Origin of the sequence: Thalassotalea sediminis (assembly GCF_030295915.1) — a bacterium.
GTDB classification, from domain to species: domain Bacteria; phylum Pseudomonadota; class Gammaproteobacteria; order Enterobacterales; family Alteromonadaceae; genus Thalassotalea_C; species Thalassotalea_C sediminis.
Genome location: NZ_AP027361.1, coordinates 876,404 through 899,117, shown reverse-complemented (window position 1 = coordinate 899,117; position 22,714 = coordinate 876,404). Strand labels below are relative to the sequence as shown.

Here is a 22,714-nt window from a genome sequence, read left to right as displayed (position 1 = left end):
CAACAAATACTCCTTTATATTACAAAATGTTAACATAATATCGTTGTTAAAAAGTCTACGGTTGATTACTTTCTAGTAATATTCCGTTAGGCTGATTTGACATATTCGACTACCACATTGGCTGCCGCAAGGTCTTCAAGGGCATGTCCTACAGACTTAAATATGGTAATTTCTGTTGGCGAGCGTTTAACAAAGTAATCATTCTTACACAGAGCAAATAAATCTGCTTTAATATCCTCGAGTGTGATTACGCCATTTGCCAATGGTATAGCCAAATCACCTGTTTCTCTCACTGCACTTTCAACATTATCTACGTAAATGGATGCTTTCTTTAAGCATTGATCATCCATTTCTCTCATATCCGGACGATATGCGCCAACCATATCTAAGTGCTGCCCTGGCGTTAACCACTCACCTTTTATTAACGCAGTCTGGCTAAGTGTGGCACAAGAAACAATATCAGCATCTGCAATGTTTTCTTCGATTGACTCAACGGCCTGACAGTCAATATTTAAATGTGCAACTGCGTCACATACACGTTGCGCTTTTTCTACATTACGCCCCCATACCTTCACTCGTTTAATTGGCCTAACAGACGTGTGAGCAGTGATCAATTGTGGTGATAAAGTGCCCGTTCCTATCATTAATAATGATTCACTATCTTTACGCGAAAGATAGCTTGATGCCAATGCAGAGGCTGCTGCGGTGCGCTTTGCCGTAAGTGTAGGTGCGTCCATCGTTGCCAATAACATGCCATTATCAACATCAAAAAGTAAATAAGTCCCTTGTATTGAAGGTAAGTTCTTGGTTGCATTTTCAGGTGCCACGGTAACAATTTTCACACCAGCTACTTTACCTGATTGCCAAGCAGGCATAATCAACAATGTAGTTTCTCTACTGGCTTTAGGGTTTTCCATATCAAAATGTAAACGCGGGGGCACGGTAACATTGCCAGCAAAGGCACTTTCCAATGCCTTAACAAGTTTAGGAAATGACAACGCTTTATTAACGATATTTGCATTAATATTTTGCATAAATTTTTCTACTCCAACTAACATACGAAGATTATTGCATACTGTATACAAATAATAAATATTATTATCACTCCCCTTTTTTCATCTGTTTATTTTTGAGACACTAATAACAAATACTGCTAGCGCAAAGACACTGTTATGAACGATTTAAAATCTCCCGCCCTATTAAAAAGCTGTTCATTTATTAATGGTCAATGGCAAGAAGCTTTAGATAAATTTGACGTTTATAATCCTGCAAATAATGAGGTAATAGCGCAAATAAGCGAAGTATCCGCTGAACAAATTGATAACGCCATTGAAGCGGCTAGCGTTGCACAAAAAAAATGGCAGCAAAAAACGTCTTTTCAACGAGCAGAAATTTTACAAAATTGGTCAGCATTAATAGATCAACATCAAGACGATCTTGCGCTGATCATGACGCGCGAGCAGGGGAAAACATTACCTGATGCTAAAGGTGAAATAATTTACGGAAAAGGATTTATTGACTGGTTTGCTGAAGAGGCAAAGCGAATCTATAGCGATACAACCTCAAACCATATTGAACACAAGTCTGTACAAACAATTAAGCAACCAATTGGTGTAGTAGGCGCAATTACTCCTTGGAATTTTCCTAATGCAATGATCACGCGCAAAGCTGCGGCTGCACTAGCGGCTGGCTGCTCATTTGTGGTTAAACCCGCATCAGAAACTCCTTTAAGCGCCTTGGCATTAGCAGAACTCGCAAGACAAGCCGGCATACCTGACGGTGTTTTTAATGTAATAGTGGGTACTAACTCACAAAAGATTGGAGAGCAATTAACAACGCATAAAAAAATCAATAAATTCACTTTTACTGGTTCGACAAAAGTTGGCAAATTACTTAATAAGCAGTGTGCGAATTCAATTAAAAAAGTTTCTTTAGAATTGGGTGGCAATGCACCATTTATTGTTTTTGATGACGCTAATATTGAACATGCAGTTGATGCTTTAGTCGCTGCAAAACTAAGAAATTGTGGGCAAACATGTATTAGTCCAAATAGAGTTTATTTACAGCACAATATTGCCAGTACATTTAAAACAAAATTAGTAGCCGCGTTAAAGCAGATCAAACAAGGAAATGGCGAATGCCAAGACAGTCAAATTGCCTGCTTGATCCATAAAAAAGCGGCAGAGAAAGTGCATCAACTTGCTGAGTCAGCAATCAAAAATGGTGGCAAATTAATTCATGGTGGCTTAACAAAGTCTCCTGATTCTAGTTTTTACCCTATTACGGTAATTGACGAAGTTCCCCATGGGATCGACATTACACAATGTGAAATATTTGGCCCACTTTTTACGTTAATCACATTCAATGAAGAGCGCGAAGTTATTGACCAAGCAAACGATACTGAATTTGGTTTAGCGAGCTATATATTTACTGAGAACGCCAACCGTGTTTATCGCGTTACCACTGCGCTAGAGTATGGCATGATAGGTGTTAATGATAGTGCAATATCCCACCCCATAGCACCATTTGGAGGCATTAAGCATTCAGGCTTTGGCAAAGAAGGTTCAAAATATGGCCTTGATGACTACTTAATTATAAAAGCCGTGACACAAAAGTTTTATCACCAATAGTTAAAAAAACATTGACTTTTTTATGTGCAAAAGCGATTCTAATCTTCTATTCACTACACCTTGGAGAGCAAGACAATGAGCAATGTAACTACTATCGCTTCTGCTGATATTGTAACTTCAGGGATCGTTTTTGGTTGTTTTAACCAGTCTTAATCTTTCGATTTAGATCTTTATTTTTCACAACTCATAGATACAAATCGATCACTTAAGCTTCTCGCCAGGCTTTCGGCTATTCATTTAATGTCTGACGCGCTGATATAGATCCCACTAAATTTTAGTCAATACATTCCATTTATTAAATGGATTAAATATAAACGCTCACTTATGAGCATGGAAAAGGTTTTAAGTTTTGACAACAGAACAAAATAACTTAATAACGCCACCGCCTAGTAATCAAAAACCAGGTATTTTTGCACTCTTTAAACAAGCAATAAAAGGTGGTCACTATGACTTCACATCCGGCTCTATTGGTATAGCAGCTTTTATTTTAGCTGTGCCCATGGTGCTTGAGATGTTAATGGAATCAGTGTTTGCAATCACTGATATTTTCTTTGTTTCAGGCTTAGGTGCTGAAGCTGTTGCCGTTGTAGGTTTAACTGAAGCAGTACTCACCCTGCTATATGCTGTTGCAATTGGACTAAGTATGGCTGTGACCGCCACTATTTCACGCCGTTACGGTGAAAAGAATATCGAAAAAGCAAATATTGTTGCAGGGCAAACACTTTGGATTGGCTTATTTGTCGCTATGTTAGTTGGTTTCATTGGCCTTAACTTTGCGGAAGATATTCTCATAATGATGGGTGGTAGTGACACTATTGTTACTGCCGGTAAAGGCTATACAACCATAATGCTGACGGGCTCTATAACGATATTATATCTATTTTTAATGAATGCTATTTTTCGTGGTGCTGGAGATGCGTCTGTAGCGATGCGCTCTTTGTGGTTAGCTAATGGCATAAACATAGTACTTGATCCATTACTTATATACGGTGTTGGCCCATTCCCTGAAATGGGATTAACGGGCGCGGCCGTTGCAACAACAATAGGACGTGGTATTGGTGTGCTTTATCAACTCAATCATTTGTTTGGTATCGCCGGTCGTATACAAATTGGTGTTAAGCACTTATGGATTAAGTTTTCTGTGATCCGCACACTCCTCTCGTTATCACTGTTTGGTGTAATACAATTTTTAATTGCGACAGCGAGTTGGATTGCGCTAGTGCGCATCGTATCTACATACGGCAGTGAAGCCACCGCTGGTTACACAATTGCCATTCGAATTTTTATGTTTGCAATTTTACCAGCCTGGGGGTTAAGTAATGCGGTTGCAACGTTAGTTGGACAAAACCTTGGTGCCGAAAAACCTGATCGTGCTGAATCTTCAGTAAAGCGTATTGCTAAATACAATGTTTATTACATGGTGGGTGTCGCGGCGATATTGTTATTAATACCAAACCAAATTATAGGGTTGTTCACAAATGATCCTCTTGTAATTAAATACGGTGTTGATTGCTTAAGATTAATCAGCCTAGGTAACGGTTTCTTTGCACTTGGTATGGTGTTAGTTCAAGCATTTAATGGTGCTGGCGATACCAAAACACCAACAAAAGTAAATTTCTTATGTTATTGGTTAATTCAAATTCCGTTAGCTTATAGCTTAGCAAAACTACTTGCTTTTGGACCTAACGGGGTCTTTATTTCCGTAACCTTAGCACAAGCTGTATTTGCTTATGTCGGTTGGCAGTTGTTTAAAAAAGGCCAATGGAAACTAAAAATGGTTTGAAGATAAGCAAAATAAAACTGCCGTTAAGTTAAAAATTAACGGCAGTTGTTTATATAAATCAACCGTATTATCAACGCTACTTTTACTAGGGGAATAACAAATAAAAATAACCGTGTAATACAGAGGTAATCTCAGCCTAAATAAGCCGCAACGATTAGTCAATTTTACAAAGCACCGTTACGTTAATCTTTTAGCAACTTAAAATTAGTTGAATTCAAAACATATTATAGAAATGATAGCCCCCTATATTCTTTAAATATGTTAAGAATCAATAACGATAGTTACTTAGTATTGAGGACTTAAACAAAGCTGAGATGAGCTTATTTTATTTACCTGAAAAATTTGCAAACTCTTCTTTGCTTAATTCTCCATCGTTATTAGTATCTAACTGTGAGAACTGTTTAGCTAATGCCGAATCGCTGCTCGCTTCATCTTTAGAGATTACGCCATTGCCATCAGCATCATATTTGTCAAAATCACCGCCTGCATAGGCGTGAACAGAAACCAACATTACTGCGCCTGAAATTACCATCATTAAATTTTTCATAGTCTATTCCTTAAATTGATTGCTTAAAGCAAGTAAGTAAATTGTCGTTGCACTTTAAATGAAACAGGTAACCTCTTACTTGTCATCATTTACTAGTGCGTTCAACTAGAACTTATCAACTTTGGTGCCATAATTTTAAAGTTCTTTAAAATCAATTAGCTACAATAAAAAGGAGTAAAATAAGAAATAAAAGAGCGGAGAAAACCCGTAAAAAGTGTTGCCTTTAGGTAACACCTATAGAAACAACCCAGTAAAAACTTAATAATTTCAATGCATTAGAATGTTGCTTATTAGAGACAGATAAAAATAGCGTCTGAACTTTATAATGAAATTAACAAATAAATATGAACATGCAGATATATAGAAATGATTATCAAAGCAAGAGCAATAGATTTTAGAAATTCCATTACTCTTGCTTTAAGCATCTATTTAGCGAAACACATAACAACAAATGAGCTACTCTGTCGTTGTTTCACCTATATTGTTTGAAATAAATACCTCTAATGCTTTAAGAATAGTGATCTTACTCTGACTGTTTTTTAAATGATGTCCTTCCATATCGAGTTTAATAAATTCAACTTTTTTATTCGCATCATCCATTGCTTCCATCATAAATTCAGATTGCTCTATAGGAACAACCATATCATCAGTACCATGAATAAGTAGCACAGGCACATTAATATTCTCTGCGTGTTTTGCAGGAGAGATCGCATCAAGGTGCTGCTCTTCAATGTTATTATCAACAATAACTTCTTGCCAGTACGCCAGTATAGAACTATCTCGGCCATGGTCATCTTCTTCTTGTTCTAACATTTCCGCTATATCAGAAACACCATTTATCGATACCGCACATTGAAAGGCTTCAGGAGTGAACGTAGCGGCTGCGAGAGCAGCATATCCGCCATAGCTAATACCTACTATACACACGCGGTCTTTATCTATTTCTCCCATTTTGACTAACGCAGTAATTGAATCAATAAGGTCATTTTGCATTTTTTTGCCCCATTGACCTCTTCCAAGGAGTGTATGCTCAGCGCCAAAGCCTGATGAACCTCTAAATTGAGGCTGGATAACTAAATAACCTCTATTAGCGAAATATTGAGCCAACCAATAAAAGGTTTTTTTATCATAAGACTCTGGACCACCATGGGGGAGAATGATCGCGGGTAATTTGCTTTTATCTCCTTCAGCAATTGTAGGCAAGGTTAATAACGTTGGAATAATGACACCATCTCGAGATTTAAACTTAACCTCAATAACATTGTGAACATCTTCCCAAGTAATGTCTTTCCATAACCTTGCAACATGCGCGAGTTTGTTATTACTATATGATAAAAAATCGCCAGCTAAACCGTCCCACTCTGCAAAAACAACGACTTTTTCTCTGTTTGGCGTCACGCTAGTCAACGTTATGCTGCTGTTTGGTAGTTCGCCTTTTATTTTAGAAAACTGTTGTTCAAGTTTTTCATCAAAAAACGTATAGCTCGGGCTAAAACCGGAATATTCAATTCCGTAGACTTGTCGGTTAATATCAGTTAAAACGCGTTCAACATCTTTATTTTTTTTAATAAAACTCGCAGGTTTAACCGCACCTGTTTCCAAGTTCAGGGTAAAAACATCTTGCTCACTACCTGTTTGATTTAGGGTCATAACGAGATGGTTGTTATCAGGCATAACACCTGAAAAGCCATGCGTAATATATGGCGTTTTATCACTAAAGATTACTCTCCAGTCATCACCGTCTAAAACCTCTACTGTGTGTAGGTTCTTTTCCTGATCAAAGAGCTCTCTTGCAAGTAACTTGTTATCTCGGTCTAAAAAATAATCGATAACATTTGAATCTCCCTCGATATACACTCTTGGTGTTTTATAAGGTTTATCTAAATTAACCTTCATAACACTGTTTTTAGGTACCGCATATTTACTGCGCTGAGCAAACGCTGTCATAAAGGCAAATCTATGATCTTTTGACACCCCAATGATATTTCCTAATTCAGTTTGCCCATCATAAATGCCTTTTCCGGGGTTAAGTAGTTGGCTTACTTCATTTTTATTTATGTCGTATAAATAGGCAGTGCTAATATCATAACGGCCTACAAAACCACGAATTTTAGAGCGCTTTTCCATAATCAGTATCAGTTGATATTCGCTGATAAAATATGCATTTGTAGGATTAATCTCTGAAACATCAAATCCACGAACAACCTTTTTAGATGCTAGGTCGATAACAACAAATATATCTCTACCTTGCTCGGTCAAACGATACGCTAACAACTTACCGTTTGGAGAAATTCTGACGAGTGATTTATTAGGCGACTGACTATAAGTTTCAATGGGAATAAGAGTATCGGAGGAATTAGCATGTACACTGAAAGTAAATATGAAGAATAAAACAAAAAAATTAATAGGCGCACAAAACAACTGCATAGACTGAATTCCTTTTATATATGCATGCTAAAAAACAAAGTTATAAGTTAAATAAACACTAAAAAAGCGATATAAATAAAAGATGTAAACGATCCTTATTTATATCGCATTAAACCCTATCTATTTACACTTAGCAAATATTTGGCCGCTGCTAATCGCGTTTCTTCATCAAGATAATCTTGCGGTGGCATTTCTGGATAGTCGTCACGCTTTTTCGTTGGCTTAGCAATCCAATCAGCTAACCCTTGTGGGTTATCCATATACAAGGCTTGAATAATTTGTACTGGAGGACCAATCATGCGCCCAGTGTAAGTATGACACCCAGCACAAATTCCCATATATACGACTTTACCACGTTCTGAGGGGTCTATTTCACGTGCAGGTACTGGCTCATCAAGAATATAACTATCAACACTTGCGGTGTTGGTGAAACTACATTCCTGCCAGTCCTTAACCCCTACGGTGACATAACGGTGGCGATTGATAATACAACTGTCTCTGCTAGTACCAACACGCACGATATCAGGGTTACCCTGTTTAAATTCCGTTAACATTAACGCTTTAGCTTCATCAATCGTATCGTAACCATTATTAGCCATTAAGTTATCTAATATCATGACTTTATCCGGCGCAGGATCAGACTCAGGATCAATCGTGGTGTTTGGCGCATTTTGATGATCCGTAATTATAATGCCTGCTGTTTTATTTCCGGTTATAATATTCCCTTCAACAATAACCTCATCTGCAGCCATAATCAGAATTCCCGTACCTGCTGGGATCCCTGCTACTGTTGACCCCGGAGCACCAAAGTTTGCGGTGTTATTATTAACAATAAAATTATGGCGGATAATAACATCAAAGGTCGTTTTTATCGGTAGGCCAGGTGTAATGAACGCTAGAATGCCACCAGTATTGTTATGAACATAGTTATTTTCAACAATCGCATGGCGAGAATTTTCTATTTCGATACCGGCAACACTATCAAAAACCTCATTATGTGCCACATGTATGTTATCACTCATACCAACATAAATAGCTGCATCTTCAATACCTGAAATAATATTGTGCTCAACAATACCGTTTTTACCTAGCTGAGGAAAAATCCCGTAAACACCAGTATCTACGATAATATTATTTCTGATCTCAAAATTGTTACCAGCCTGCCCCATAATGGCATTACCTTTGTATTTTGTGATCAGCAAATTTTCAACAACGATATTGTTGCCCGAATATAAAATAGCATCGTTTAACTGCCCTTCACCGTCCAACGTTGCACGTTTACCTTCGTCAATTACACCAATAATGCGAATATCATCTTTGTCGATATACACCGTTTCATGGTATGTGCCCGGCATAATCTGAATGGTATCGCCTGGATTAGCAATTTTCACTGCATCCATGATCAAATCACCGGGCTCAATAACGTGCGTTACCCCTTCTGTAGTGCGCTCCAGGACTGCACTTTTTCCCACACTTTTTACAGATGAATCTGTAGACTTGTCATACCCACCTGAATAGCTTGCGCCGCCTGTACTATTGGTTATTGTTGGTGCAGCTTGTTGGTTACTACCAAAATACATGCCACCTGCAAATGCACCAACCACCAGTATAGCGCCTAATATTTTACCTGAGCTCATATTATTCCCCATTACCTGTTGCTGAACTATTGTTGTTATGTTTTGTAATACTTGATTGATATTCTTGGTCAATTACCGGCAGACCTGAAGGTACAACTAACGGTATTTGTGGTGTTAAACTTTCATCCGTGAGCGTGCCCAAAAACTCAACAATCAATTGAATTTCGTCTTTCGTTAAATCTGGTTCCCATATATGCCAATGCAATTGCAATGACTCGTCTTTAGGTACTGCATGCCCGCGCCCCTTTGTGTAGAACTCAACAGAATCGAACAGATTATCAAACCTACCAGAATGCATATAAGGTGCTGTTTTGGTAATATTTCGTAATGTAGGAACTTTAAAACCACCACGTAATTTTTTGGCGTTAAACGTTTTTTCAGCGCCTACATCAAATGGTAACCCTTCAGGTTCTGGTGTACCGATAACTGCTACTTGGTTGTTAGTAAATAAAGGAGGTTGATGACACTCTGCACAACGGGCAACAAATGATCGAAAAACATTCATACCGGCAATTTCTCGTTCGGTTAACACATTGTGTGCACCATGTGCGTATCTATCATAACGACTGTTCAATGAAATAAGTGAACTTTGAAAGGCTGCCAACGCACGTGTAATGTTTGCTACAGAAATGCTCTCACTGCTAGGAAAAACTTGTTTGAATAACTTTTTGTAAGTGCTGTTACGATTAATATCAGTGAGTAATTTTGTCGGTGTATTACCCATTTCTTTAGGATCGAATAATGGCCCTATCGCCTGCTCTTCTAATGTTTTTGCCCGTGCATCCCAAAAAAACTTATCGAGAAAGGCAACGTTCCATAATGTGGGGGCGGAACGCGCAACCTTCTCGCCAGTCACACCAATGCTTCGGTCGCGTTGGTCACTGAAGCCTTTATCTGGTTGATGACAACTAGCACAAGATAATGAGCCATCTTTAGACAATAATGGATCAAAAAATAAATAACGGCCAAGATCAATTTCAGAGGGTGTAAAACCGTCTCTATGATCAGGTAACGATGTTTGTGTACCTCCTACACCTCGCCCTTGAACCGAACTATAAAACTGATATAAATTTAGTAACTTACACTCACCCTTAGCAGACAATTCAAAACTAGGAGGGCAGTTTTTTGAAAGCGAGATCGTAGATGAGTTCGCATTCACCTGCCCCTGTAGCATGATAACAATAAGAACAATAAGCCTAGTGCTACATTTAAACATCTGCATTATTGCTGACTAATAAAGAATAAAATATCTGCAAGCTCTTTATCACTTACCGTGCGAGCCATCATTGCCATTTGACGACCATACTTGTCATCGGGATGCTTTCCCCTCATTCCTTGTGAAAAGTTTTGCATCTGCCGAGCTAAATAATCAAAATGTTGGCCAGCCAATTTAGGTGCTTTAAATGACGAATTTCCCTGTCCTTGTCCACCATGACACGCACCACATTTTGCATGGTAATAACGATGGCCATTTTTTAAATCTCCGCTAACCTTTTGTTCAATCGTCGGTTTGGGCAAAGTTGCAATATACTTAGCTAATTCGGGAACGTCCTTGTTTAAATCTAACGATTTACTTATTGCAGCCATTTGTTGGCCGTAACTGTCAGCGCTTTCATATCCTCGTTTACCTGAAGCATAATTTTTTAACTGACGACTTAAATATTGCTCAGACAAGCCTGCAATTGCAGGTGAAGATAATGCAGCATTCCCTTCACCATTTTCACCATGGCATGCAATACATTGTGCGTAAGCTTTTGGTGTTTCTTTTGCCAACAGAGGCAAAGACGCGATTAACGCTAATAAGCTCGTGCAATAAAGCGATGAAAGTATAAACCTGTACATAGCAACCCAATCAAGATGAAGTATTGAATTTACTATAGAGGCTAAATATCTATTGGTCTGACGAATTATTGAAAAAAAGCTGACTGATTTTAAAAACAATAAACGAAAGATTAAAATATCAATTTAACTAATTGTAATAAAACAAGTTTATTGCGTGACTAAATTTAAATTATTACGTATTAATCAGGTGCTTTTTACGATATTCCGTTGGTGTTAGACCATGCTTTAATTTAAAAGCTTTATTAAAAGAGCTTAAGCTACGAAAGCCACTCTCTAAAGCCAAGGTTAAAACAGGCGTTGTTTTATACGCTTCTTGTGTCAGTTGTTCGCTCACTTCTGCAATGCGATAAAAATTAAGGAAGTCATTAAAATTACGATAATTCAATTCGCCATTGATCAAGTTACGCAATTTATACTCATGAATAGATAAGTGTTTAGCAAGGCCCGCAATCGTTAAGCCATCTTGACGATAGAGTTTGTCTTCAGCCATTGATTGCAGGATCTTTTGTATCTCTTTTGCCTCTGGCGTCACAGCCTTTTCCGCGGTGTTATTTATATCACGAATATCAAAAAGACTCGCCGGCTTTAATTGAAACAGTACATAGTTTACAGCCGTGGTTAACATCGCGAGTAATAATCCTTTGAAATACACTAAACCTTGCCATTCAACTTGTAATAATTGTTCAAGCACAATCACCATAATAATATACATACCGGCAACCGTTATAACGCCGCCTCGTATATAACGTCGGTCTTGCACTAAATCGTGTCGCCATTGAATTAAAGAGATAAACAATGCATGACTAATAAGAACAAGCTCAAGTAGTAGCGCACCATAAGTAATTAGACCATGAATGCCCACATAGTCGCTGAGCTGAATAGCAAAAAGCATTTCTATAACGCTTGCCAAAAACGGCACAATAAGTGTTAAAGAGGCGACAACATATTGCCATTTTTTGATAACTTTTTGCTCACCAAAAACACTAATACTTACCAACCAAAACACGCCCGGTAATGCATTACCGCCTATATGCCCCAGCCACCATAAAAAGGATCCATTAGCCACTGGTGAGAAAACATGACTGAGTAAATAACAACTGCCACACAACATTAATAAAATAAAGAGTTTAATCGGTGTATTACGCTGACAAGAGGGTGATAATAACAAAGCGCACATTAACATTTGAGTTAACGCGAAATGAAAAAAAAATGCGGTCATGGCTAATTGTCTTATTGTTTTTTTTAACAGTCTAATCAGTAAATAAAAGAATTAAAAGCTTTGTTATTTAAAAGATAAAATGCCGTATAGCGGCGCTATACGGCATTAAATACTGATTCAATTTAATATACCTTAGAAGCTATATTTAAAATCTACACCCGCTTCTAAACCGCGATTAATACGCCCATGAGGTGTGCCTAACACATCAGCGGTTAATCCCCCCATACTCAGCATATAGCGATTATCGAGTAAATTTTTACCCCATAAACCTATTTCATAAGTATCACTTTCATCAGCCCATGAAAGTCTTGCATTTAATAGCTCTTCGTCTTCAAAGTACTCATTAACAGCGAGTTTATAGCTTTCTAGGCCAGGTAAATCACGATTCGTATTTTCTCTAAAAACGTAATCAACATGCAAATTTGTATGGCCTGAACCTAACTCTGGCATCCAATTAAAAGTAAACGTATAGTTTTTAGCTGCTTTTGATGAAGACGTTTTGGCTGCAACTAAGTCGCCTTCACCGTTATAAAAGTCAGGTGAAAAGTTATCCGTTGAGCGTATTTCAGTTACCATACCAAGTGTTAACGCGTTCGATATTTTCCAACGTAAATCCGCTTCAATACCTTTAATTTCTCTGTCTTCATTAATAATGGTTGGTATTGCTTGTGAACTGCCCGGTGCTTTTGAATCAACCGAACGCTGCAAGTTATCAAGCTCTAAATAGTAAGCACTTACATTAGCGATAAAGTTACCACCTAATACGGCCTTATAACCAAACTCTAAGTTGGTTGTGTCTTCCGGCGCGAAAGAGAATTGGCTAGGTGCTAAGGAATCAAACCCCCCAGACTTATATCCTGTTGAATAAGAAGCAAAGAACATTTGATTGTCATCAAGTTGATAGCTTGTCACTAAACGTCCTGTTACTTTGTCCCACTCATCTGATGCTTCTAGATCAACCTGAGGAAAAACTAAATTGCCTACGCCTGGTCGTTGCGCAGTAAAACTATTTTGTGGAATGAACCAGCTAAACTCTTTTTTATCTTTTGAATAACGTAAGCCTGCAATCACATTCCATTTATCATTAATTTGATAATCAACATCGGCAAATATCCCCCAGTTGGTAAAATCCCCAGTGTTATTCACGGTTTCTTCCCAAAACTGCCCACTAAAACTTGGACCAAATATTTCTGGAAAACCAAGCTGCATAGCAACAACATCATAGGTAACATCACCCGTTAACGACACAACATCAGCCGTTAATGGCATGCCTGCCATACCGATAGCAGCCATAATGTCATTGGCAAACCCTAACGCATTTAATGCGCCTGACCACTCATTAGGATCCCAAATATGGGTCATTGGAAAGCCAGACAGTGTATACAAGCTATCAACAGCGCCAGAAAAAGTAACACCTGGTCCAAAAGCGGCAGCAGCATGCGCATCAGTCGTACCACCCAACATTGCTGCTAACTCTTCCGCTACGCCACCTTTAATAAAGTTATTAACTTCACCGGTAACTAATCGAGCAGCGGTATCGGTTGTCATATTTAATTCCGTTGTTTGTTTCACTTTTTCTTTCGAATATGAAAAACCAGCAACGGCATTAATGTTGTCAGAGACATAATTAAGCTGTAATTCGTTATAAAAAATATCAGAGTCTTCATTATTTGAGGTATCGAAATAACGCGTAGGGTCAGCCGTACCGTCTTCATCTTGACGGTTTTCAGTTTCCCAATCTCGGTAAGCAACTACATATTTCATTGACCATTGCTGATTAAACTCATGCGTTAATTTAGCAGTAACACCATACATATCACGTGCTTCAATACCATGGCGAACATCATTTTCAGCTTTCGATGAAAAAGGTGTTTTGCCTTGATTATAAGCATACTCGCTGACACCGACAGCCATTGGTGGTCCTTGCTCTAAGTCATCCCAATCATAAGCAAGTTGAAACTTGGTCGCATCAGAAATATTCCAAAGTAGTGCTATCCTGGCAGCGCTATGATTTTGTTCGCCAAGATCCCATATTTTATGATTCGCATTCCACTCTGGCGCAGCAACATTTTTTACCACACCATCTTGTGAAACATCCAAAATGTTAGCACGTAGATATACGTCATCGGAAAGGCTAATATTGGCCATACCTTCAAGCTTTTGTAAATTATCCGTCCCGAATGTTGTCTTTACGAAACCTTCGTTTTCGTCTCGAGGAGACTTGGGTACCATATTTACAACACCCATTGCGGCATTACGACCAAACAGTGTACCTTGGGGCCCTTTAAGTACTTCGATACGTTCCATGTCTGAAAACAATACGTTTTGCGCCGCTCTAGGCATGTAAACGTCATCATAAAACGTTGCTGTTGATGGGTCACCACCAATACTGATATTCGGGCTAGAAATGCCTCGCATGGTTATACCGGCTTGCGTCATGTTGCTATCGGAAAAGTCGAAGCCTGGAATAAACTTATCCACTTCCGATAATAACACTGAGCCAGATTCTTTAATGAGGCTTTCACTAATCGTTCCAACGGTAACAGGTACTTTAAGGATATTCTGTACGCGTTTTTGTGCATTTACAGTAACAACTTCAATTTCTGTTGTTTCGTCGTTTTGTTCTTGTGTATAACCAGTAGATGAAATGAAAAAACTCGATAATACTGCTGTCGTAATAAGGCTTTTTTTCATGTTAATCTTATTATTATTTTCTTTGGCACGATTAATTTGCCCCATGTCGCTCTCCCCTCTATTACCGTAATAAGGTAAAATCAATAAGCATAAATTGTAGTCATTATTTTTGTTGTCTCTTTGACTATATGGCGGTCAATATTCAAAAGCTTATTGAAAGATAAAAAAGGCTGACGAATAATTAAAAACGCCTGAGTTATTTTTAAAAATAACCGTTTTAAATACACACAGCTGTTTAATTAATCATTTTAAGTTAAGAATCTCGTCAGCTTTTTTTAACATTAATGTCCGATTATCGCGAGTATTCAATTGAATTTAAGATATGCTGTTTTAGCGATTTATAAGAAAGGTTTAGCTTTTGTCTTTAGATATTCATACTTGTGAACAAGCACGCTTAAGCAGGGATGCCAGATTCGATGGTAAATTTTATACCGCCGTGTTAACAACGGGTATTTTTTGTCGTCCCATATGCCCAGCTCGACCACCAAAACCAGAAAATGTAAAATATTATCTAAGTGCTGAACAAGCTCAACAGCAAGGTTTTGTGCCGTGTAAGCGTTGCTTTCCTGAACTTGCACCTGGCAAAACATTACCCACTACGTTAAACAAAATACTAAATGCGTTTGATTATCATGACGATAATCTCACTACTTTAGCCAACAAATTTAGCATTAGTACCCGACAACTGCACCGACTCGTAAAACAACACCTAGGTATTTCGCCAAGTGAATATTTTCAACATCAAAGATTACTATTAGCTAGAAAGCTGATAAGAACTACTGAGCTCCCCTTTAGCGATATTTGCTTTGCTAGTGGCTTTAAAAGCATCAGACGTTTTAACGAAGCTATTAAGCAACAATATAACTGCACACCAAATGCCTTAAGAAAGCAGTCTGATGTGACGCCAAATAAATGCATAGATATACAATTACCCTATAGGCCGCCTTTTGACTGGCCATTAATGTTATCCTTTTTTCAATACCGACAAATACAGGGTATGGAGCATATTACTGACAGTTTTTATATGAGAAATATCACTATAGAAAACTGTACGGGTTGGCTTAAAGTTTCTCATCACACCAGTAGACATGCGTTAATTTTAAAGCTGTCATTGAGTGACTATCGCTATCTTAATCAAATAATTCAGCGCGTGCGCAAAATGTTTGATCTTGATGCTGATATGTCATTAATTCATGATGCGTTAGCAACTACACCGGTATTAGCTAGCGTTATAGCAAGATCGCCAGGCCTAAGACTGCCCGGTTGTTGGGATATATTGGAGTTTTCTATACGTGCAATTTTAGGGCAACAAATTTCTGTTAAAGCGGCAACCACGTTGGCAATGCGCATTGTAAAACAATATGGCGAAAAGAATGCACAACTGCCTGATGAAGTAGGATTTAGTTTTCCAACACTTGATATAATACAACAGGCCGATTTTAATCATATTGGTTTAACTCAATCACGCAAAGATACCCTATACACATGGCTGAATTTTTTTGAACAAAACAAAGATATTTTTGAAACCTACCAATCACTAGAGCAGTTAGAAAAACAACTCTGTGCACTTAAAGGGATAGGCCCGTGGACGGTAAATTACATCGCCATGCGCGGCTTAAGTGACCCTGATGCGTTTCCAAGCGCAGATTTAGGTATAATAAAAGCCTTAACCGATGATCAAAAAAAGCCTACAAATAAAACAATTTTAGCACTGGCAGAGTCATGGCGCCCTTGGCGTGCCTATGCAGCCATTTATCTTTGGCATTCACTCGCCCAAAAGGATTAACCTCTATGTTTTATACAAAAACGCAGTCTCCGTTTGGGGAGATCTTAATAACAGCGTCACAAAAAGGTTTAACGAGTCTATCTTTTCTCGCAGGTAGTGCTGGCGTTACAGATTTAAAAGGTTTTGAAAACAACCCTTTATACTTTAAAGACACGTTAACGCAACTTGCGCAATACTTTGATGGCGAAAGAAAAACATTTAACCTCGCACTTGCGCCGAAAGGAACCCCTTTTCAACAATATGTTTGGCAAACGTTAACAACTATTAACTACGGCGATACAAAGTCTTACCGGTGGTTGGCAGAACAAATCAAAAATCCTAAAGCAGTGCGAGCAGTAGGTGGCGCCAATAGCAAAAACCCAATAGCACTGATTATTCCTTGTCACCGCGTTATTGGTAGTAATGGTAAATTAACAGGTTACGCTGGAGGCTTGACGTTAAAAGAACAGTTATTAACATTTGAAGGTGCTATTTAACTAAAAATGCTATATTTTATCGCTATTAGAAAGTTGTAAATGTAGTACTGATGGAATTTATCTTAATCGCGGCAATCACTTTATTATGCTGGATGGCTTGGCAACTTTGGCGAGCAAAACAGTTTACAAAGTTTAAGCAATATTTGTTCAGTGAAATTAGGCCTCTAGTACTAACCGATCTTGAACAAAGGCTTATTGAACAACGTTGTGCAACATATCCGAATAGTGATTTTCATATTATGGCGGCAAAGGAGTATTGGACAGCATATGCATCACGCATTTTACAATATGCATTAACACGAGAATTAGTATCTGAGGAGAAACTAAAACAACAAGGGAAGTATCGTTTTTGTCAGCACCTTTTTCATATAGAAGCAGATAAAATGCATCAATATTGCGTGCCAAACGATCAGCAACATTAATCTAGTTTTGACCAAATATCACATTTAGGTAAGAAGAAGTCGATAAAAGCCCGCTTAACGGGCTTTAAATCTATTAACGCGTTTTTGAAAATTGTAAATCCCAAACACCATGACCTAAACGATGGCCACGTTGTTCAAACTTTGTTAGCGGTCTATTATCTGGGCGAGGAATATAATCATTGGTTTCTGACAGGTTTTTATAACCAGGAGATGTTAGCATATCTTCGAGCATACATTCTGCGTAGTTTTCCCAGTCTGTTGCCATATGAAAAACTCCACCAATTTTAAGCTTCTGACGAATTGTTTCAACAAACTCAGGAGAGACGATTCTTCTTTTATGATGCTTTTTTTTGTGCCACGGATCTGGAAAAAATAACTGTACCGTCGTTAATGATTCATTTGGAATACAATCTGCGAGAATTTCAATCGCATCATGTTGATACACCCTTAAATTTGTTACACCTTGCTCTTTTGCTAACGCAATACATGCTCCAACACCTGGGCGATGAACCTCAATACCAATAAAGTTTAGTGATGGCGCATTTTTGGCCATTTCAACCAATGAGCTTCCCATACCAAAACCAATTTCAAGTACTACAGGGTTTTCATTGTTAAACACGTTGCTAAAGGTTAACAAACCATCTTCATGGTTTAGTCCCATCTCTTGCCAATGTAAATCTAATGCCGCAGCCTGACCTTTTGTTAATCGCCCCTCACGTTTAACAAAGCTACGTACTTTACGAATGTACTTGCCTTCTTGTTCGGCTTGTTCAACAGTCTTGTGTGTTCTTTCAGTCATGGCTACTTCTTGCTTAAGGCTATTTTTAAGGGCGCATATTATCTACGTTTATTTATTTAAACACAAATAGCTAAGGTACATTTATTAAACATTAATTATGATATTTCAAATTATTCAGCAATACTTATTGTAATAACAATAACTTTGAGAGAAAGCTTAGAATGGAAATAAACAACTGGTTACGAAATGTATCCATTAGAAAATTACTTATTGCCGTTATTACCTTTTCGCTTATCACGTTATCGTTGCTTAGTATCTCACTGAATAATTATATTTTTAGTCAGTTGTTCCAAGATAACATTGAACAAGATTTACTGCCCAACCAACTAGCAAAAGTAAAATTTCGCATTAGAGAACAATTAAGCACGCCATTAGAGCTTTCCAAATCAATTACGCAAAATCAATTTATGCTTGATTGGGCTGCAGCAAATGAACCCGAGGCACAACAACAACAAGTCATAGATTATTTATCTAATATGCAACAAGCTAACGATGCATTAACGGTATTTTGGGTGTCCAACATCAGTCAAAATTATTATACACATCAAGGTATTACCAGACAAATTAATCAAAACAGTGATGCATGGTTTTACCAATTCCTGAATGGCAAAGAGCCATTTGAAATTTCATTTGATGTTGAGAAAGGCACAACAAAACTCACCGCATTTGTAAACTATCGTGTTAATTATCAAGGAAAAGATATCGCAATTGCTGGACTTGGTTACGCCGTTGACCAAATTAGCGCCGATATACTTTCAAACAAAATTGGCGAAAACGGCTATGTTTTCGTTACCGATTATCAAGGTAATGTGATTATTCATCATGAACTTCCTGCTTTAAAGCAACGCCAATTAAAGCAGTTTGACGGTTTTGCATCGAGTTCGAGCAAACTGTTAAGTCAAAATGCAGGTTATGTTTTTGATATTGTAGATCATAAAGGCCAAGAGTTTTATGTTGCTAGTGTCGGTTTACCTGAACTCAATTGGAAAATCATCGCAATGTTGCCACGCGCTGAACCTTTAGCAAAAATACACTCAGCATTAACAAAAACCGCACTGCTAAATTTAGTTATTGTCGCCGTTTTTATTTTCTTAATGGTGTTATTAGCAAATAGAATTACTAAACCTATTATTGAAATTGGTCAACGCTTAATCGCTATGGCTGGTACTGGAGGTGATCTAACACAAAAATTAGATGATGAGCGCGGCGATGAGCTTGGTCAACTTGCTAAAGGGTTTAACGCCATATTAAGCAAAGTGCGAGAGATCATGATAGAAATAAAGCATACAGAAAGCATTATGACCTCTTCATTTAACCAACTCAATGATATGGCAAGTAATGTAAATAAGTTGGTCATTAGCCAACAAGCTGAATCCGATTCCGTGGCAACGGCAACCAACGAAATGAGCCACAGCATTCAAGAGGTTAGTGAACTAGCAACTAATACCGCAACCAAAACAGAAGGCTCTGAACAACAGATCAACGTTTCCAATCAACGTGTAGATGAAACAAGCAATGTTATGTTGCAATTACAGGAAAGCAATAGAATTACCCAAGAGAAGATCACTCAACTTGCCGATCAAACCCAAATGATCAGTTCAGTCGTTGACACCATTAGTAGTATTTCCGAGCAAACTAATTTACTTGCTCTAAATGCAGCAATAGAGGCAGCGCGTGCCGGTGAGCAAGGCAGAGGATTTGCCGTAGTGGCGGATGAAGTGCGCACACTTGCTGGTCGAACACAAAGTTCAACGCAAGAAATCAATGACGTTATTCAACGGTTACAGCAACAAGCCAACGAGACGGTTTCTGCTATGCAAGAAAACACTGAGCTTGCCAGCCAAGGCTTAGAGAAAACGAATGATGCTAAACAAGTGCTTGGGGAAGTCGTTATTGATATTAATGAAATTACCGCAATGAACACGCAAGTTGCAACCGCAACACAAGAACAATCTAGCGTCATTAACGAACTTAATGAAAATGTGACGAAGATAGCAGACATGGCGACAGAAATTTCTAACTTATCCGATACAACAACAAGTATAATTACGGAATTAGACCATCAAAAACACCAATTAGAACAACTTGTTGCTCAATTTAAAACCGAATAGGACGTACACATGAAGACGCTATATTTAACCAAGAAGTATATTTTTGTTACGGGTATACTAGCTACATTATTTGCTCCAATGCAGGCAAACGCAGAAACGTTATGGTCAGATTTTAGCGCTACCCTCTTAAAAGGAGATAACTATAAAGTCGGCGATAGTGATCGCACTGTTTTTACCTTTGAGCATGCAGCTGGCTATAGCTGGGGTGATAGCTTTCTGTTTGTTGATCGCTTACATTCTAGCAATGGTGATCGCGAAACCTATATCGAAATATCTCCGCGATTTCAATTATCTACTTATCAAAATGAATTCATCGAAAATATCTATTTAGCGACTACAGCCGAAGTTGGAGATGGTTTTACTAATTATCTAGTTGGCATTGGCACCAACTTTAAGGTACCTAATTTTTTATTTTTTAAAACTAACATTTACCATAAAAACATTGACTCAAGTGACAACGGGATTCAAACAACTTTGAGCTGGGCCGTACCAATTGGCCCCTTGGTGTACGATGGATTTTTAGATTATGTTACCGCTACCGATGACGCCAATGCTCAAATGAATTTTACCTCACAACTAAAGTATGACTTAGCACCAGCACTAAATATTAAATCTAAACTCTACGTAGGCATTGAATATGTACACTGGGATAATAAGTTTGGCATTAAAGGAGTTGACGAGCGAAATGTTAATTTACTTTTAAAGTATCATTTCTAACATTCACTCATCAATTTGGTGGGTGTTGGTGTACTATTCAGCCCACCAAACATCGTATAACTCACTTACAGAGACGGAAACGGCACCATTATCTTTAAGCCATTTTTCAACGGCTTTTCTATCGGCGTCTGTACAACTACCTAACTTTTCTGTACAAATCAACCCATGCCAGATGGTATCTCCTTCACCACCAAAGCCTAGTTTATTGGGTTGAATAGCTTCAGCAATAAACTTATCAAGAAAGCTATCAACGCCAGCAGAGTCAGTATCATCAGACAACTTCCACGCCACATCAAAGCCAAATTCTTGGAATTCGTCAACGCGTAGTTTTTTTCTTAACCTTCTCGAACGGTTTTTTGCTTGAATTTTCATAATATTCCTTAATGCTTATTTTGCCGCCAAATATAGTGGCTGAGCTATAAAAAGTCCACCGAAGTTGATAAATAACCAATAACAACTTCATGCATAAAATTACTGGTATTCACAGTAAATTTCGCTACACTGACGCCCCTATGACGCAAAGCATTAGTATTTCATCAAATTCAGCAACAGGTTTCAGTGAAGCCGTCGTTAACTGGTATCATAAGCAAGGAAGAAAGCACTTACCTTGGCAACAGAATAAAACACCTTATCGCGTGTGGATTTCAGAGATCATGCTACAACAGACTCAAGTTGCTACTGTTATTCCTTATTATCAGCGATTTATGGAAAGCTTTCCCAACATCACAGCACTCGCAAATGCTGAACAAGACTTAGTGTTACATCATTGGACTGGTTTAGGGTATTACGCACGTGCGCGGAACCTCCATAAAGCGGCTCAAATAATGCGAGATAAATTCCAAGGTGAGTTTCCATTAGCTATAGAGCAGGTCATAGCATTGCCAGGTATTGGTCGCTCAACAGCAGGAGCAATATTAAGCCTAGCGTTAAAGCAACATCACCCAATACTTGATGGAAACGTAAAACGCGTACTATCTCGCCACTATTTAGTGGAAGGCTATAACGGACAAAGCAAATATGAAAAAACACTTTGGCCCATTGCCGAAAAATTAACACCGGCAAAACACGTAGACGCATTTAACCAGGCCATGATGGACATTGGTGCAACACTTTGTACACGTTCAAAGCCAGATTGTTCAAACTGTCCACTTGTAAGTACATGTTTAGCCTATGCTGGTAACGAACAACAACACTTCCCACAAAAGAAACCAAAAAAGAAAATTCCTGAAAAGTCAGCCATCATGTTGATTTTAAAACAAGGTGAGAAAGTACTCTTAATCAAACGTCCACCAAGTGGTATTTGGGGTGGACTGTATGGTTTTCCCGAAATAGATTTACAAAGTAACATAGACAAGAAATTATCTTCGTTTGGGTTAACAGGCACTAAACAGCAAGCACTAACGCCTTTTCGTCATACGTTTAGTCACTTTCATTTGGATATCACACCAATACTTGTAGAGTGTCAGCTTAAAAAAGAAAACACAAACATTGCTGAATATGATCAGCACTTGTGGTATCACATTACTAATCAAGATACTGTCGGCTTAGCCGCATCTAGCTGTAAAATACTTGATGAAGTACGTGAGTTATACCAAGCTTTAGGTTAATCACAAATACACGTTAA

Annotated in this window: 18 protein-coding genes; 8 read left to right on the top strand and 10 right to left on the bottom strand. The window is 38.1% G+C overall.

Going from position 1 to position 22,714, the window contains the following annotated elements; all coding sequences use genetic code 11:
* Positions 1–86: 86 nt before the first annotated feature.
* Complete coding sequence (gene lhpI / locus QUE09_RS04070) at positions 87–1,034, bottom strand: bifunctional Delta(1)-pyrroline-2-carboxylate/Delta(1)-piperideine-2-carboxylate reductase (protein ID WP_286234935.1); 948 nt, start codon at positions 1,032–1,034, stop codon at positions 87–89.
* A gap of 138 nt (positions 1,035–1,172) precedes the next feature.
* On the opposite strand from lhpI, the gene QUE09_RS04065 reads away from it, so the two are divergent.
* Positions 1,173–2,630: an NAD-dependent succinate-semialdehyde dehydrogenase gene (locus QUE09_RS04065; RefSeq protein ID WP_286234934.1), complete on the top strand. Its 1,458-nt coding sequence runs from the start codon at positions 1,173–1,175 to the stop codon at positions 2,628–2,630.
* 349 nt (positions 2,631–2,979) lie between these two features.
* Positions 2,980–4,413, top strand: a complete 1,434-nt coding sequence (locus QUE09_RS04060; protein WP_286234933.1) for an MATE family efflux transporter — start codon at positions 2,980–2,982, stop codon at positions 4,411–4,413.
* A gap of 325 nt (positions 4,414–4,738) precedes the next feature.
* On the opposite strand, the gene QUE09_RS04055 is transcribed toward QUE09_RS04060, so the two are convergent.
* From QUE09_RS04055 to QUE09_RS04025, 7 genes are all read right to left on the bottom strand, one after another.
* Positions 4,739–4,960, bottom strand: coding sequence for an EF-hand domain-containing protein (locus QUE09_RS04055; RefSeq protein ID WP_286234932.1), 222 nt, complete (start codon positions 4,958–4,960; stop codon positions 4,739–4,741).
* A 456-nt stretch (positions 4,961–5,416) separates the two neighbouring features.
* The gene (locus QUE09_RS04050; RefSeq protein WP_286234931.1) at positions 5,417–7,387 is read right to left on the bottom strand and encodes an alpha/beta hydrolase family protein; all 1,971 of its coding nucleotides are present in this window, start codon (positions 7,385–7,387) and stop codon (positions 5,417–5,419) included.
* A 116-nt stretch (positions 7,388–7,503) separates the two neighbouring features.
* Complete coding sequence (locus QUE09_RS04045) at positions 7,504–9,024, bottom strand: parallel beta-helix domain-containing protein (RefSeq protein ID WP_286234930.1); 1,521 nt, start codon at positions 9,022–9,024, stop codon at positions 7,504–7,506.
* A 1-nt stretch (position 9,025) separates the two neighbouring features.
* Positions 9,026–10,246, bottom strand: a complete 1,221-nt coding sequence (locus QUE09_RS04040) for a cytochrome-c peroxidase (RefSeq protein WP_286234929.1) — start codon at positions 10,244–10,246, stop codon at positions 9,026–9,028.
* A complete protein-coding gene (locus QUE09_RS04035; protein WP_286234928.1) occupies positions 10,246–10,866 on the bottom strand; it encodes a c-type cytochrome in 621 nt (206 codons plus the stop codon). Before QUE09_RS04035 ends, QUE09_RS04040 begins: the two co-directional genes overlap by 1 nt.
* Positions 10,867–11,038: 172 nt before the next feature.
* Positions 11,039–12,085: a helix-turn-helix domain-containing protein gene (locus tag QUE09_RS04030; RefSeq protein ID WP_286234927.1), complete on the bottom strand. Its 1,047-nt coding sequence runs from the start codon at positions 12,083–12,085 to the stop codon at positions 11,039–11,041.
* A gap of 132 nt (positions 12,086–12,217) precedes the next feature.
* The gene (locus tag QUE09_RS04025) at positions 12,218–14,824 is read right to left on the bottom strand and encodes a TonB-dependent receptor (protein WP_286234926.1); all 2,607 of its coding nucleotides are present in this window, start codon (positions 14,822–14,824) and stop codon (positions 12,218–12,220) included.
* Positions 14,825–15,137: 313 nt separating this feature from the next.
* Between QUE09_RS04025 and QUE09_RS04020 the strand changes: the two genes are divergently transcribed.
* The 3 genes from QUE09_RS04020 to QUE09_RS04010 are packed head-to-tail and all read left to right on the top strand — an operon-like array spanning position 15,138 to position 17,463.
* Positions 15,138–16,565, top strand: coding sequence for a DNA-3-methyladenine glycosylase 2 family protein (locus tag QUE09_RS04020; protein ID WP_286234925.1), 1,428 nt, complete (start codon positions 15,138–15,140; stop codon positions 16,563–16,565).
* A 5-nt stretch (positions 16,566–16,570) separates the two neighbouring features.
* Positions 16,571–17,041 carry a methylated-DNA--[protein]-cysteine S-methyltransferase gene (locus tag QUE09_RS04015; RefSeq protein ID WP_286234924.1) on the top strand — a complete coding sequence of 157 codons (471 nt, stop codon included), beginning with the start codon at positions 16,571–16,573 and terminating at the stop codon, positions 17,039–17,041.
* A 50-nt stretch (positions 17,042–17,091) separates the two neighbouring features.
* Positions 17,092–17,463 carry a hypothetical protein gene (locus QUE09_RS04010; protein WP_286234923.1) on the top strand — a complete coding sequence of 124 codons (372 nt, stop codon included), beginning with the start codon at positions 17,092–17,094 and terminating at the stop codon, positions 17,461–17,463.
* 73 nt (positions 17,464–17,536) lie between these two features.
* Here the strand turns inward: QUE09_RS04010 and trmB are convergent, their stop codons facing one another.
* Positions 17,537–18,262, bottom strand: a complete 726-nt coding sequence (trmB, locus tag QUE09_RS04005) for a tRNA (guanosine(46)-N7)-methyltransferase TrmB (protein ID WP_286234922.1) — start codon at positions 18,260–18,262, stop codon at positions 17,537–17,539.
* Between the two features lie 161 nt (positions 18,263–18,423).
* Between trmB and QUE09_RS04000 the strand changes: the two genes are divergently transcribed.
* Both QUE09_RS04000 and QUE09_RS03995 read left to right on the top strand, forming a co-directional pair.
* Positions 18,424–20,373: a methyl-accepting chemotaxis protein gene (locus tag QUE09_RS04000; RefSeq protein WP_286234921.1), complete on the top strand. Its 1,950-nt coding sequence runs from the start codon at positions 18,424–18,426 to the stop codon at positions 20,371–20,373.
* Positions 20,374–20,382: 9 nt separating this feature from the next.
* Entirely contained in the window at positions 20,383–21,090 is a 708-nt protein-coding gene (locus QUE09_RS03995) for an outer membrane protein OmpK (RefSeq protein ID WP_286234920.1), read from the top strand.
* A 33-nt stretch (positions 21,091–21,123) separates the two neighbouring features.
* Here the strand turns inward: QUE09_RS03995 and QUE09_RS03990 are convergent, their stop codons facing one another.
* A complete protein-coding gene (locus tag QUE09_RS03990; protein ID WP_286234919.1) occupies positions 21,124–21,462 on the bottom strand; it encodes a 50S ribosome-binding protein YggL in 339 nt (112 codons plus the stop codon).
* Positions 21,463–21,602: 140 nt separating this feature from the next.
* On the opposite strand from QUE09_RS03990, the gene mutY reads away from it, so the two are divergent.
* Positions 21,603–22,697 (top strand): A/G-specific adenine glycosylase, encoded by a 1,095-nt coding sequence (gene mutY / locus QUE09_RS03985; protein WP_286235878.1) that lies wholly within the window; start codon positions 21,603–21,605, stop codon positions 22,695–22,697.
* The last annotated feature ends 17 nt before the right edge of the window (positions 22,698–22,714 follow it).

What these genes read in the sequence shown, in the direction of transcription:
- QUE09_RS04055 (WP_286234932.1), bottom strand. Translation starts at nt 4,960, where the DNA reads ATGAAAAATTTAATGATGGTAATTTCAGGCGCAGTAATGTTGGTTTCT.
- QUE09_RS03990 (WP_286234919.1), bottom strand. Translation starts at nt 21,462, where the DNA reads ATGAAAATTCAAGCAAAAAACCGTTCGAGAAGGTTAAGAAAAAAACTA.
- QUE09_RS04045 (WP_286234930.1), bottom strand. Translation starts at nt 9,024, where the DNA reads ATGAGCTCAGGTAAAATATTAGGCGCTATACTGGTGGTTGGTGCATTT.
- mutY (WP_286235878.1), top strand. Translation starts at nt 21,603, where the DNA reads ATGACGCAAAGCATTAGTATTTCATCAAATTCAGCAACAGGTTTCAGT.
- QUE09_RS04030 (WP_286234927.1), bottom strand. Translation starts at nt 12,085, where the DNA reads ATGACCGCATTTTTTTTTCATTTCGCGTTAACTCAAATGTTAATGTGC.
- QUE09_RS04040 (WP_286234929.1), bottom strand. Translation starts at nt 10,246, where the DNA reads ATGCAGATGTTTAAATGTAGCACTAGGCTTATTGTTCTTATTGTTATC.
- QUE09_RS04000 (WP_286234921.1), top strand. Translation starts at nt 18,424, where the DNA reads ATGGAAATAAACAACTGGTTACGAAATGTATCCATTAGAAAATTACTT.
- lhpI (WP_286234935.1), bottom strand. Translation starts at nt 1,034, where the DNA reads ATGCAAAATATTAATGCAAATATCGTTAATAAAGCGTTGTCATTTCCT.
- QUE09_RS04035 (WP_286234928.1), bottom strand. Translation starts at nt 10,866, where the DNA reads ATGTACAGGTTTATACTTTCATCGCTTTATTGCACGAGCTTATTAGCG.
- trmB (WP_286234922.1), bottom strand. Translation starts at nt 18,262, where the DNA reads ATGACTGAAAGAACACACAAGACTGTTGAACAAGCCGAACAAGAAGGC.
- QUE09_RS04050 (WP_286234931.1), bottom strand. Translation starts at nt 7,387, where the DNA reads ATGCAGTTGTTTTGTGCGCCTATTAATTTTTTTGTTTTATTCTTCATA.
- QUE09_RS03995 (WP_286234920.1), top strand. Translation starts at nt 20,383, where the DNA reads ATGAAGACGCTATATTTAACCAAGAAGTATATTTTTGTTACGGGTATA.
- QUE09_RS04010 (WP_286234923.1), top strand. Translation starts at nt 17,092, where the DNA reads ATGGAATTTATCTTAATCGCGGCAATCACTTTATTATGCTGGATGGCT.
- QUE09_RS04065 (WP_286234934.1), top strand. Translation starts at nt 1,173, where the DNA reads ATGAACGATTTAAAATCTCCCGCCCTATTAAAAAGCTGTTCATTTATT.
- QUE09_RS04025 (WP_286234926.1), bottom strand. Translation starts at nt 14,824, where the DNA reads ATGGGGCAAATTAATCGTGCCAAAGAAAATAATAATAAGATTAACATG.
- QUE09_RS04015 (WP_286234924.1), top strand. Translation starts at nt 16,571, where the DNA reads ATGTTTTATACAAAAACGCAGTCTCCGTTTGGGGAGATCTTAATAACA.